Genomic DNA, 13228 nt, shown 5'->3' on the forward strand with positions numbered 1-13228 from the left:
CAGTGTCGGAAGCAAAGAAGGAGCAGTAGCTGCAAGAATGGAAATCCGAATGCTTCTGGAGGACTATGAATCCAGAAGCATACGTCTTCAGGAAGTTATGACTCTGATTGAAGGGTTGGTAAAACAGATTCCGATGGCTGAGAAGCTGTTGGAGATCAAAGGTGTGGGAATCAGGACAGTGTCAGGGTTCCTTGCAGAAGTAGGTGATATTAGCCGCTTTAACAATCCGAAGGAACTGCAGAAGCTTGCAGGATTGGCATTGGTTGAAAATAGTTCGGGAAAGCACAAGGGCGAGACAACAATAAGCAGACGAGGTCGAAAGAGACTCAGATATCTGCTCTTTGAGGTTGCAATGTCGCTTGTAGCGAAGAACCCGGAGTTCAGGGAACTCCATAATTATTATACAACCAGGAGGCTGAATCCCTTGAAGAAAATGCAGTCACTTATGGCGATTGCAGCCAAGCTGATACGAGTCTTTTATGTCATGCTGACTAAAGGTGTGAATTATGATCCGAAAAAGATGGTAAATGACATCAAGAGACCAGCAGTTTATCTACAGACTGCGTAAGAAAGACAAGTAACTATAGTGGAGGTTGTCACGTGGGCAGCCACTGAATCAAGCAGAATGTAACAGATAACGTCCACTGCTCACAGTGCTGGTACAGGAAGCAAGTCAGTAATCAACAATACAAAGAATGAGCCAGTAGTCGGCAGGAATTTTTACCATAGGGCATGACCCTGTAATGGAGCATAGCTGACACCCTGGTTATGGGCAGGCAGGACGAAGGAAGTTAGGACCTCTGGAGACAGAGATGATCCTGGTGGATATAGGAGGTTAGCTGCCATAGAGGGAAGGGTATACACAAGGCCAGTAAAGCGAAAATCAATGACGTTTTATTTCGTATACCATTCAACCGCTATTTCAGTACCTGATACATCGAAATGCTCATAGCTGTGGCTTATTCACTGAGATATGAAAGGTTGAAAAACCTTGAATTTTCAATAAAAAACACTTGATTATATGAGGAGGTACTTATGCAGTCAGCAAATCAGTTACAGGACATGCTCCGTTCCATCAACCGGAAGAGCTATCCTGCTTATAAATCCCTGAAAGGGGCATATCAGTTTAAGAAATATGTTTTGTCAATTGATCATGTACAGGGCGATCCATTTGCGTCACCGTCCCATGTCAGTGTGAAAATTCCCCACAGAGAAGCTGGATTTCCAGCGGAATATTATAAAGATAAACTGACCAGAATTACTCTGGCAGACTATCTTACCAGACAGTTTGAACAGCAGGTGAATCGCTATACTTTTCGGGCAAAAGGCTCTGGAAAAAGTGGACTTATTTCTGTGACCAGATGCGGTCAGGAGGTGCTGGAGCGAACGGCCTGTGAGATTACAGATCAGGGGATTACCGTCCGGTTTTTTGTAGGATTTCCGGCAAATGGACGTACCATAAATGCGGGAGAGCTGGAAAAAATTTTCTTTGAATTTCTGCCGGTTTGTGTGGAAAAAGCATTTGTATACAGAAATTTAAGTGGAAAAGATTTGGAAAATACTATTTTCCTGGCAGAAGATCAGGCGTATATCAGGGAAGAATTAAAGAAGCGTTCCCTGGTTGCTTTTGTAAATGACGGCGCGATTCTGCCAAGAGAGAGTGGTATTTCATCTAAGCCGATGAAAGGGAGCGTGACATTTTCTTCGCCGGAAAGTCTTCGGGTGACTATGGCGCTTCCCCATAAGGGAAAAATAACCGGAATGGGAATTCCTAAGGGAATCACGTTGATCGTTGGTGGTGGTTATCACGGCAAATCTACCCTTCTGAATGCATTGGAACTGGGCGTGTATAACCACATTCAGGGAGATGGAAGAGAATATGTGATCACGGATTCCACAGCCCAGAAGCTGCGCTCTGAGGATGGTCGATTTGTGAAAGATGTGGATATTTCCCTATTTATAAATGACCTTCCCAATAAAAAAGATACCACCTGTTTTTCCACGGAAGATGCCAGCGGAAGTACTTCCCAGGCAGCAGGAATCGTGGAGGGAATAGAGGCTGGAAGCAAGGTATTTCTGTTGGATGAAGATACATCTGCTACTAATTTTATGGTGCGCGACGCCTTTATGCAGCATGTGATCAGCCGGGAAAAAGAGCCGATCACCCCATTCCTGGAACGCGCCCGGGATCTGTATGAAAAAGAGGGGATTTCCACAATTCTGGTTGCCGGAAGCTCCGGGGCTTTTTTCCATATTGCAGATACCGTGATCCAGATGGACAATTATATACCGGTAGATATCACAGAAAAAGTCCGGGAACTTTGCAGGAATTATCCTTTAAATGAGAATATGGCAGCTGGATTTAAAGCACCACAAAGCCATCGCATCATGTCAAAAAATATGCCGTTAAACGGTTCCAAGAAGGCTTATTACGGTCATTCTAAGGCGCAGGATAAGCCGGAAAGGCTGAAAGTAAAGGTACATGGCAGAGATGGTTTTTCCATTGGAAAACAGGAAGTGGATCTGCGATATGTGGAACAGCTGATCGACAGTGAGCAGACAGGAGCTTTAGGAGCGTTGCTGAAATATGCAGTGGAAAAACTGATTGATGGGAAAAGAACACTGCCGGAAATTGTGGAGCTGCTTTGCAGTAAATTGGAAAAAGAAGGGCTGTCTTTTCTGTCAGAAGGATATACTTCCTGCGGCTATGCAGTGCCAAGACGACAGGAAGTATATGCTTGTTTTAACCGATACAGGAGACCTTGAACCGGATTTGGCCATATCAAAAAAGGCAGTGCAAAGTGTTGGACTGCGCGACAAAAGATTTGTGCAAGAAAACCTATTTGCCGGTAGCTTTTTACCTGGTTATACGCTATAATGAATTTTGGATGAGGAAAACACAGGGATTATTTTCCCTGTGTAAAATGAAAACAGGAGAAAGGTGGATATAGATTATGGAACGTCCAAACGCATGGCTCACATATTCAGATGCTGATATGAAGGATCTGGAAACTGTGGCAAAGAAATATCGTCATTTCTTAAATGTAGGAAAGACAGAACGTGAATGTATCACACAGATTGTGAAAGAGGCTGAGGAAGCAGGCTATGTTTCCTTTGAAGAAAAGGTGAAAAATGGCGAAGATCTGAAAGCAGGAGATAAAGTTTACCAGGTCGGAATGCAGAAAATCATTGCCCTGTATCATATTGGAGAGGATGATCTGGCACAGGGTATGAATATCCTTTGTGCTCATATTGATTCTCCGAGACTGGATATTAAGCAGAATCCGTTATATGAGGATACGGATCTGGCTTATCTTGATACCCATTACTACGGTGGAGTAAAGAAATATCAGTGGGTTGCTCTTCCAATGGCAATGCATGGTGTAATTGTGAAGAAGGATGGCACTGTTGTAAATGTAACCGTCGGCGAGGATGAGGACGATCCGGTTCTTTACATCACAGACCTTTTAATCCATCTTGCAGGACAGCAGATGGCGAAGAAGGCTTCTGAGGCTGTTGAGGGTGAGAAGCTGGATATCCTGATTGGAAGCCAGCCACTGAAGGATCTTCCGGATGACAAGAAGAAAGAGGCTGTTAAGGAGAATGTACTTCGTATTTTGAACGAGAAATACGGTGTGGAAGAGGAAGATTTCCTTTCCGCAGAGCTTGAAATCGTTCCAGCTGGCAAGGCTCGTGACTGTGGTCTTGACCGCAGCATGATCGCTGGTTATGGACAGGATGACAGAGTGTGCGCATATACTTCCCTTCTGGCCCTTCTTGAGATGGAAGCACCGAAGCGTACAAGCTGCTGTCTCCTTGTAGATAAGGAAGAGATCGGAAGCGTGGGAGCAACTGGTATGCAGTCCCATTTCTTTGAGAACAGTGTAGCAGAGGTCCTGGATGCAATGGGACAGTATTCAGATCTCAGACTGAGAAAGGCTCTGAAGAATTCCAGCATGCTTTCCTCAGATGTAAGTGCCGGCTATGATCCTGCATTTGCAGAAGCTTTTGAGAAAAAGAACTCTGCGTATCTTGGAAGAGGTATCGTTCTCAACAAGTTTACAGGTGCCCGTGGAAAATCCGGCTCCAATGATGCCAATGCAGAGTATGTGGCAAGAGTCCGCAGAATTTTTGACGACCATAAGGTTTGCTTCCAGACAGCTGAGCTTGGTAAGGTTGATGTAGGCGGCGGCGGAACCATCGCTTTTATCGCAGCTCTTTATGGTATGGAAGTAATTGACAGCGGTGTTTCTGTTCTCAGTATGCATGCACCGTGGGAGGTTACCAGCAAGGCGGATGTTTACGAGGCGAAGAAGGCTTATAAGGCGTTCCTTCTGGATGCGTAAGTAAGAGCTAAAGAAAATTGGAAACGAGACAAAACACGCTCTGCGAGTTTTGATTCGTTATCGCAGCAGTCGCTAAGGTTTCATGCAAGCATGGACTTTGGCTTGTTGATTGTGTAAATTATAAAAATTATCGGGCAGACTTTATATGTCTGTCCGTAATTTTTATAGAAAAAATGTTAGATCCTTTTGAAATGTGTTTTTGAAAATTCTATTAAATGAGGAGAGTTGGATTATGTTGAAAAAACAGGCACCGGGAGAGACCATCCTGAAGGTGGGAGGAATGCTCCTGCTTTTTCTTGGCGTTCTGCTGGCATTTGGAAGTGGAAACAATCTTTCCCTGGTTATGAAGGGTAGCAGTGACAGCGCAGTTGTAGAATATCTGAATCAGAACGGTATGACTTACAGCCAGCTGGTGGCAAGCAATGTGATGGTTCTGGCAGCAGGAGTGATCTACCTGGCAGCTGGCGTGGTTGGTGTGAAACAGGCTGGTAAGGTGGAGAATGCAGGCCTTTGTGTGGGAATGGGAGGCCTTCTTATTGCAGAGGTTGTGGCAGAAGTGATCGTCACCCTGAATTTCGGAGATTTTGATCCGGCATCTGTGATCCGTATGCTGATGTTCCCGGCTATTTATATGATTGGCGCTGTGCTGAACTGGCAGGCGAAGAAGACCAGGAGATAGGAAGGCACAGTACAGAATGGATAATTGTGGGAGTGTTGCCAAATTGTGACGCACATCTTGCAGAAAGCCTTTTTCAAACACGCTTTAGAATTGCTTTTTAAATAGTGCCAATCGTGCAAAAAATACCTACAAAAAAATATTTAAAAAAAATTCCAAAAAGGTGTTGACAAAACCACAGGTATCGTGTAGAATATCCATTGTTGTGAGGGACAAATACTTCACAAGTAATAAATGTGTGTTTAGCTCAGCTGGATAGAGCGTTTGGCTACGGACCAAAAGGCCGGGGGTTCGAATCCTCTAACACACGTATTTAAGAAGAACCGGAAACCTAGAGAAATCAAGGGTTTCCGGTTTTTTATATCTTTTTGAAAGAGCCATTTTGTGGTGATAAGTCATTTTTGACAAAATTTGAAGGATGATATAATAGAATTGGGCGCTATATCCAAAGGTGATATAGCGCCCTAAAATGTGACTTAATTTGAATGTATTAATAGGATATCCAAGGTATTGTTAAAATTAAGATTTTGAAATAATTTTTCTTCCTTGGAACTGCAAAAAACAGATGGATTTACAATATTGTTTTCCTTACAGAAATCCATTGCTGCTATGCATAGCATTTGCGCAATTCCTTTTTTACGAAATACCGGCTCCACATAGAGGTCGGACAAGATTCCTGCTTCAGAACAGATGGAAGAAGAGAAATATCTTGTTATACTGCACATCCCAACAGCCCGGTAGCCACGTTTGGCAAGGAAAAATGTGGTTTCACCGTTTTGTATTGCGGCAGTAAGCTTGCTGTACATTTCTTCCGTTAAAGCAGGAACTCCGACTTCAGCTCGAAAACCATTTTCCAGTTTTTGAAGCTGCCAGTCTTCAGAATCAGTGAGGATTTCCACTGAGATTGGGGCTCTCTCCTTTGGGGGAAAGAGCATTAGGGGATCACCCCACTGGTCAGAACCATTTTGGACAAACCCAATGCTTTGCCAGAAATGTTTTCGGCGAACGTTGTCGCTATAGTTCAGCTCTGCATAAAATGCCCCATTTTTTTCAGCCCATTTCAGAAGTGCTCTGGCACATTCTTTTCCCATACCATTTCCACGGAATTCAGGGTAAACGCAAAAGTCCATAATAAAACATTTTCCATCTTCGCTTGTGTAAATCACAGGCATTGCAAAACCTACATTTTGTTCATTCTGATAAAAAAGCAGGTAGTAGCAACGATCTTGTGGCCTTTTGTGAATTATCTCCATATGTTGTCGATATTCGACCCCGAGGAAATGATTTTGCTCTCCGTCTACAGAATCAGGAAAAATATCACGTTTGTAGTAATTGTAAAGTTGCTCCCAGAAAGCAGCGATTTCGATTTCTGTGATTGCTTCACGGACAGTAATTCGATTTTCCATTTTATTTCCTCCAGAATTTATTCGGAGGGTTAGGCTTAGGAAGTGTGAACCCTCCACACACGATTCATTTTCATAAAAAAGTCCCCCTTTCGTAAGCGTATTTTGTATTCATACACTGATTGCAGTGTTGATACCAATTATTTCTTTATAAAAGAAGTATAGGCGATAGCTTGTATTTTGGCAATCAGGAATTTATATTAATGATTCTATAAAAGAACAATCCTAACAAAAATTGCTTTTCCAACCAACTGGGATGATGATATAATAAAACTGACAAAAGGAACTATTTTGGAATTTTAAATAATATTATAACTATGGTACAGTAATTCCATCAAAGGAGTGACGCTGAATGATTGATATATATACAGAAAAAAAAGAGTCAAAAGATTGGATCATTCAAAATGATTTATATTTTAATTTGAATACCGGAAATGAAGAAATGACCCAAAATGAGAAAGAACTTATTCAGCAAGTGGATGATGCCAAACTAACTTCAGATAAGCACATCGAAACAAAGTATGGATTGGGTACCATTCGTAATTTATCTTCTGGATGTAAGACGTTGCTCAATATTGTAAAACATCCAGATAAAGTGGTCTGTGTAGAAGAATGCGGGCCGAATGTCCTTAAAATCATTTTTGCAATGGACAACATAAAAATTTATATGTCCAGACCATCACTGGCTGATATTCCGGATAGTGCAAAGTTCAGATTCAATGATTCGGATGTAGTAACTGGCAGTAAAGGGTATAATGCTTGGTGGAGCAGGGAGTATGAAAGGAGAGAAACTGATGATTTATAAAAATATTACGTTTAAAGCGGCTCCTTTTTCCTATGATTTAGTATTTGATGACAGAATTACTCTTGTTGGTGGAGATAGTGGAACCGGCAAAACAGTTCTCTATGAAATGCTGGAAGATTTAAGGTTTACTGATGAGTATAAAAGAATTAAATTATTTAATTATAAATCGGATAATCTTTTGGAGACGCTTAAACAGTGCCGTGGTAATTTTATTGTAATTGACAATGCAGATATTTTGCTTAATGATGAAATCCGAAGATTTATCAATTTTGAATTTTCAAATCAATATATGCTGTTTTCAAGAAATTGTGATGGTCTTAATGTATCAGATAAGAGTTTCAAGATTTTGAAGGTTGAGGGAAATCGGATAACGCTGGAAGAGGAACTGTGATATGAAATACTTATGGACTGAGGATACCGGCGCAGGACTTCATTTCTGGAAATTGGTTAATCAACTTTTCTTTGAAAATGCTCTTGTAGTTGAAAGCAAGGAAAGTAATCAGGGCATTCTGAATGCAGTATCAGATTTAAGACCAGAAGAGGAAGATAAGTATTATATTGCATTTGATTATGTAGTTGATAATCAGGATATCCGTAATAAATATCGTTTGTTGAAATCCATAGCAGAAAAATCAAATGGAAGAATAATAATTCTGGATATGATCTGTTTTGAATATTTGATTCTCGCATTTGATTATCTGGTTCCATGGACTGGTTCTGGAAAGAAGGATAAAATCAGGATTCGTGAAGCTGTTTTGTCGGCAATTGAGGATCATAGAATCAATTTGAGCAAGATTGATGATGAAAAGACGCTGCAGTATCTGGCTGGCTTTAAGAGATATTCTACAGAGCGGGTAATGAAATCACTGGTAGGTGAGTTTACGCAAAATGAGAAGTGGTCTGTTAAAGGGGCACTCATGGGGGAATGCTGGTATAAAAATTGCTGTATATCAGAACATCCGAATAATCTTCGTTGCGGTAAACCTGAGACTGAGGATGGTAATGAGAAAATGAGAATGTTGATTTGTTCAGAAGAAATTCAAAAATTATTGAACGAATTAATTAGGTGAAATGGAAAGGGGGAGAAGCGAATGTTCACAGCATTTAATTCAGAAAGCCTATGGATTGGTACAGACTTGAAAAGATTTAATGAGATCCGAGATGTTTTGGATAGAGAAAACATTAAGTATAAGTACAAAGTAAAAGACCAGCTGGGAGAATGGACAGGCAGCGGAACGCTCAGGGGACGTGTGGGAAGTGCAGGAAATCCAGCGGAGCAGGCCAAGCAGTATGAAATCCTTGTGGATAAGAAAAATCTGGAGCAGGCACGTTTTGTGCTTCAGAAATAATATTATACTTTTTATAAGACACCAAAACCTTAGAGAATGTTCAAAAAGGATTTGGTGTCTTTTTTATGCAGCAAAAATAGAAATAAATTTTACATAATTTTCAGGGTATGCAACGGACGCAAAAATTTTACGTGATATATAGTGAAAAAGGAATGAAGTAACTACAAAAGAGAAAACTGGAAAATATTGTTTACAGCTTATAGCTGAAAAAATTATGGAGATGAGGTAGGATGAATATGATGAAACGAAAACTGTTATTGATTGGAGTATCAGTAAGCATGCTGATTGGTGCAGTTTCAGTAGCTGCCAGTTCTGGAGTTGAATTGCATGAATTTTTCAATGCAAAGGGAGAACGGGTAATGTATCCATATCCATTAGGTACATTTAAGGAAAATCACGATTTGAGTATTGAGGGACCGCAGGATCAAGTATCAATAGGGCAGATTATTGAAACTGAAGACGGTAAAGAACGAGTAATTGCCGTAGATGGACAAGGCAGCTATGTGACAGAGGTATTGGATCAGGAAGGAAAATAAAAAATTCTCTTTTTGCGACCAATTGTAATAAAATACGTGATATAAAGTGAAAAAGAAAGGAGGGCACAGGATGGATGATTCACAGATCATTAACTTGTATTTTGCCAGAGATGAAAATGCAATTATAGAGACAAAAAACAAATATCAGAATATGTGTTATAGGATTGCACAGAATATTTTGTATAACAGGGAAGACTCCGAGGAGTGTGTAAATGATACATGGCTTTTTACATGGAATAACATTCCGCCCAGGAGACCATCTGTTTTTTCTTCCTTTGTTTCTAAAATAACAAGAAATACAGCGATAGACCGCTATCGCAAAAGAAATGCGCAGAAACGAGTGGATTCCCATATGGAGGATATTGCAGGAGAGGTGGAAAAGATTGGAAATGCAATTTCTTCTGACATTGAGGACTACCTGAAAAAGAAGGAACTTGTAAAGTTGTTTGACTTCTTTTTAGGGAAGCTTTCCGAACGTGACCGGGATATCTTTATAAGGCGTTATTGGTATATGGATCCTATAAAAAAGATAGCGGACCGACATGCCTGTGGGGAAAGCAAGATCAAGTCAATTTTGGCTCGCAGTAGGAAAAAACTTTATGGTTTGTTAAAGGAGGCTGGCTATGAAGGAGAGTAAAGGGTGGGAATTTTTAACTGCGTTTGAGGAGATCGATGAGAAATACATCTATCAGGCGGCTAAACCATGGAAAGAAAATAAAATCGTAATAGTCCAGCATTACATAAGGGGGGTGGCCGCCTGCATCCTATTAGTGGCAGTCATTGGCGTTGGTCTTATTCATCAGAAAAAGGTGGAAGCAGCCTGGTATAAAATGACCTCCCTTATTGGGCGGATTTTAGGAATTGAGAAGGGCACAGATGAATATGTGAAAGCAATCCAAAAGACAATTGAAAAAAATGGGATTGCGGTTTCTTTGGAGGAGGTTGCTGCGGATGAAAAAAGTCTCTGGGTTGCATATTCTCTGACAGACGAAAATGACGAAAATGATATTTCCATGAACAGTGTCCAGGCAGCCGTTGATGGGGAGGCATTAGCGTTAGAAAGGCAATATGCGCTTAATAACAGCACAGGATCAGAAAAAACAGCTTCTAAATACTTTGTAGCGAAGTTTAATCGAAGTAAAGCTGATCGTTCCCAGAAATTTGAAATTGAAATAGGAACGTTTCAAAATGAAAATGGGCAGGTTGAAGAGAAGGATGCGTATGAATTTTCATTTACAGCAGATCCAGAAGTTTTGGAAGCGGATACAAAGGAGATTGACATTCAAACCTCCATACCAATTGAGAAAAATCAGACGTTTTTGCTTTCAGAAATGAAATATAATATCTTCGGGTGTACTATTTCAGGATCATTTTCTGATATGGCAGAAGATGATGAATTCTGGATTCGAGGGAAAGACGACTTAGGAAATGAATATGTTTTTGATCTCACTTCCTATGAAAAACCGAATTTGATCTTTGAATTAGAAAATCTTGAAATTCCAAATCATGCAAAACAATTAACTTTGCAGCTTTATCATTTTTCAGGAACTGCAGGAGAAATCGTTTCCTACGAACAGAAGGAATCGGAAGATGCATATATAGAAGAAATCGGAACCGTATATGGCGAAAACCAGGCACCGGAAGATCTGGCGGTTCCGGTAGGTGAGAGTATTACGGTTGATTTACAAAAGTAAATTGGGCACATTTTTGCGGACGAATCACAAGAAACCTCTGTATTGACCGCCTGCGGAAAAAGCGGAAGCATTGAGAAATCAGTGGTTCCGTTTTTTCCGCAGGGGCGATTTTATACCAAAAATCATTTTGTAATTTACATGCCACTTTGCGGTAGATTTCACTTGAATTCGGGTATTGTAGGCTGGTATGAGAAAATTGTAAATACATGGACAGTTTTGGTTTATGTTATAATATCTCAAACTTTGATTCTAAAGTTCACTTCAAGGTACATTCTGTGCCATTTGCATACTCAAGGGGAAGAGGAAGCGTAAAGGGAAAAGAAAAATATAATGCCGTGGCAGAAGTACGCGGCGGTTAAACACGGAGGAAGATATGTGCGGTATCTGTGGATTTACCGGTCACAGGAATGACCAGAAGGCTGTGATCGAGAGAATGATGAAATCCATTGAACATAGAGGGCCAGACAGTGAAGGCTCTTTTTGTGGTGGCGAGATTACCCTTGGGTTTAGAAGGCTCAGTATTATTGACCTGGAGGATGGACAGCAGCCAATGGAAAGTGCAGATGGGAATCTGCAGATTGTTTTTAACGGAGAGATTTATGATTATAAAGAACTGCGGGCCGAATTAGAGGCAGCTGGCATTTCTTTTCGCACCCATTCAGATACGGAAGTGCTGGTGAATACCATTCAGAAGTACGGGGAAAAGGCCTTGGACAAGCTGCGGGGAATGTTCGGATTTGCTGTGTGGAATGAGAAGGAGCAGACTTTGATGCTGGCAAGGGACTTCTTTGGAATCAAGCCGGTGTATTATGCGCAGATCGACGGGCATTTCGTATTTGCATCTGAGATCAAGAGCATTCTGGCGTTTCCAGGGTATAAGAGAGAAGTGAACAGACTGGCGTTGGAGCAGTATCTGTCCTTTCAATATTCAGCACTGGAAGAGACCTTTTTTAAAGGAATTTATAAGCTGATGCCGGGGCATGTGCTTATTTATAGAGATGGAAAATATGAAATAAAATCGTATTTTAAAGCCAGACTTACACTCGGTCAATGGGAAGAAAGTCAAGAGAATTCAAATGTTGGGACTCGCAGGGATGAAAATGTCAATGAGTTAAAAGAAAACAATCCAGACATGCAGCCGCTTCAGGCCAGGCTTGAAACCATCCTGGACGATTCCGTAAAGCACCACATGTTAAGCGATGTGGAGGTTGGCGCATTTCTGTCCGGCGGTGTGGATTCTGGCTATTTGGCAGCAGCTTCCGGAGCAGACCAGGCCTTTACTGTAGGCTTTGACGAAGGCAATCGCTACAATGAGGTGGAAAAAGCTGCCCAGGTTGCGAAAGCAGCAGGCCTTAGGCACCATGTAAAAATCATTTCCAAAGAAGAATTCTGGAATTCCCTTCCAGACGTCATGTACCATATGGATGAACCTTCAGGAGATGCATCCGCAGTTGCCCTTTATTTTCTGGCACAGGAAGCTGCGAAGCATGTGAAAGTAGTGCTTTCCGGCGAGGGCGCGGATGAGCTTTTCGGTGGATATAACATTTACCGGGAGCCGGAAGCTCTGAAAATGGTTGGCTGGATCCCATTTGGAATCAGAAGGGCTGTGGGCCGGCTGGCAGCGAAACTGCCAGATGTGAAAGACAGGGACTTCCTGATACGCGCAGGAAAGAAAGTAGAAGAACGATTTATCGGAAATGCATATATTTATGGTGAAAAAGAGAAAAATCAGATTTTAAAAGGAGGCGTGACAGGGCAGACAACCCAGGAATTCCTGAAGCCGTTTTATAAAGAAATTGAAAATGACCGTTTCCTTGAAAAGACAGACAGAACTAAGCACACACATAAAGTGTGCCGTATAGAAAAGAAAAGTGGAAGGGATGGATTGGGGAAATCTCACCTTCAGGATATGGAGAAAATGCAGTCCGTAGACCTCAATTACTGGCTTCCCGGCGATATCCTCCAGAAAGCGGACAAGATGAGTATGGCTCATTCCCTGGAAGTGCGGGTGCCGTTTCTGGACAAGGATGTATGGACGCTTGCAGCTGGGCTGCCTAAGGAAGCTAAGATTGCTGATGGTACAACGAAGGATATTTTCCGAAAGGCGGTCTCGAAGTATATCCCTCAGGATACTGACGGAAGGAAGAAGCTGGGATTTCCAATCCCCATCCGTGTGTGGCTGCGCCAGGACGACTGGTATCAGATGGTGAAAGAATTGTTCACATCAAAAGAAGCTGAAGAATTTTTCCATACAGAAAAATTGCTCCAGCTTCTGAGAGAACATAAAGAAGGGAAAAAGGACAACAGCCGCAAGATCTGGACAGTTCTTGCTTTCCTGATCTGGCATCATACATTTTTTTACAAGGAAAGTTCTGAACGTCAGCTGCAAAGTAACTGACTTTCCTATATGGTGATGTCG

Annotated in this window: 14 protein-coding genes and 1 tRNA gene; 14 read left to right on the forward strand and 1 reads right to left on the reverse strand. The window is 41.5% G+C overall.

Annotated features, from left to right (window positions below; all coding sequences use genetic code 11):
• From AB5618_RS06690 to AB5618_RS06715, 6 genes are all read left to right on the forward strand, one after another.
• Positions 1 to 568 (forward strand): transposase (locus AB5618_RS06690; protein ID WP_368366591.1); only part of this gene is annotated, 568 nt, incomplete at its 5' end.
• A gap of 467 nt (positions 569 to 1035) precedes the next feature.
• Positions 1036 to 2766: an ABC-ATPase domain-containing protein gene (locus tag AB5618_RS06695; protein ID WP_195591117.1), complete on the forward strand. Its 1731-nt coding sequence runs from the start codon at positions 1036 to 1038 to the stop codon at positions 2764 to 2766.
• Positions 2767 to 2954: 188 nt separating this feature from the next.
• Positions 2955 to 4346 carry an aminopeptidase gene (locus AB5618_RS06700; protein WP_173734947.1) on the forward strand — a complete coding sequence of 464 codons (1392 nt, stop codon included), beginning with the start codon at positions 2955 to 2957 and terminating at the stop codon, positions 4344 to 4346.
• Between the two features lie 232 nt (positions 4347 to 4578).
• On the forward strand, positions 4579 to 5025 hold the full coding sequence (locus AB5618_RS06705) for a hypothetical protein (RefSeq protein WP_368366592.1): 447 nt from the start codon (positions 4579 to 4581) through the stop codon (positions 5023 to 5025).
• Positions 5026 to 5057: 32 nt separating this feature from the next.
• A complete protein-coding gene (locus tag AB5618_RS06710; protein WP_368366286.1) occupies positions 5058 to 5126 on the forward strand; it encodes a DUF6783 domain-containing protein in 69 nt (22 codons plus the stop codon).
• A 132-nt stretch (positions 5127 to 5258) separates the two neighbouring features.
• Positions 5259 to 5332, forward strand: a tRNA-Arg gene (locus AB5618_RS06715).
• Positions 5333 to 5498: 166 nt separating this feature from the next.
• On the opposite strand, the gene AB5618_RS06720 is transcribed toward AB5618_RS06715, so the two are convergent.
• On the reverse strand, positions 5499 to 6428 hold the full coding sequence (locus AB5618_RS06720; protein WP_173734945.1) for a GNAT family N-acetyltransferase: 930 nt from the start codon (positions 6426 to 6428) through the stop codon (positions 5499 to 5501).
• Between the two features lie 349 nt (positions 6429 to 6777).
• Here AB5618_RS06720 and AB5618_RS06725 point away from each other — a divergent pair, with 349 nt between their 5' ends.
• The 8 genes from AB5618_RS06725 to asnB all read left to right on the forward strand — a co-directional run bounded on the left by AB5618_RS06725 (position 6778) and on the right by asnB (position 13207).
• A complete protein-coding gene (locus tag AB5618_RS06725; RefSeq protein ID WP_173716986.1) occupies positions 6778 to 7230 on the forward strand; it encodes a DUF4869 domain-containing protein in 453 nt (150 codons plus the stop codon).
• The gene (locus tag AB5618_RS06730) at positions 7220 to 7621 is read left to right on the forward strand and encodes an ATPase (protein ID WP_148461800.1); all 402 of its coding nucleotides are present in this window, start codon (positions 7220 to 7222) and stop codon (positions 7619 to 7621) included. The genes AB5618_RS06725 and AB5618_RS06730 overlap by 11 nt, the downstream gene beginning before the upstream one ends.
• 1 nt (position 7622) lies before the next feature.
• Complete coding sequence (locus AB5618_RS06735) at positions 7623 to 8300, forward strand: hypothetical protein (RefSeq protein ID WP_148461799.1); 678 nt, start codon at positions 7623 to 7625, stop codon at positions 8298 to 8300.
• Positions 8301 to 8321: 21 nt separating this feature from the next.
• On the forward strand, positions 8322 to 8579 hold the full coding sequence (locus AB5618_RS06740) for a hypothetical protein (protein WP_148461798.1): 258 nt from the start codon (positions 8322 to 8324) through the stop codon (positions 8577 to 8579).
• Positions 8580 to 8809: 230 nt separating this feature from the next.
• Positions 8810 to 9115, forward strand: a complete 306-nt coding sequence (locus AB5618_RS06745) for a hypothetical protein (RefSeq protein ID WP_148461797.1) — start codon at positions 8810 to 8812, stop codon at positions 9113 to 9115.
• A gap of 70 nt (positions 9116 to 9185) precedes the next feature.
• Positions 9186 to 9752, forward strand: a complete 567-nt coding sequence (locus AB5618_RS06750; protein WP_173734944.1) for an RNA polymerase sigma factor — start codon at positions 9186 to 9188, stop codon at positions 9750 to 9752.
• Positions 9739 to 10809 carry a DUF4179 domain-containing protein gene (locus AB5618_RS06755; protein ID WP_173734943.1) on the forward strand — a complete coding sequence of 357 codons (1071 nt, stop codon included), beginning with the start codon at positions 9739 to 9741 and terminating at the stop codon, positions 10807 to 10809. Before AB5618_RS06750 ends, AB5618_RS06755 begins: the two co-directional genes overlap by 14 nt.
• A gap of 373 nt (positions 10810 to 11182) precedes the next feature.
• Positions 11183 to 13207 (forward strand): asparagine synthase (glutamine-hydrolyzing), encoded by a 2025-nt coding sequence (asnB, locus tag AB5618_RS06760; protein ID WP_368366593.1) that lies wholly within the window; start codon positions 11183 to 11185, stop codon positions 13205 to 13207.
• Positions 13208 to 13228: the final 21 nt, after the last annotated feature.

Source organism: Ruminococcus sp. J1101004sp1_RTP21198st1_B9_RTP21198_201120 (assembly GCF_040924245.1).
GTDB classification, from domain to species: domain Bacteria; phylum Bacillota; class Clostridia; order Lachnospirales; family Lachnospiraceae; genus Blautia_A; species Blautia_A faecis.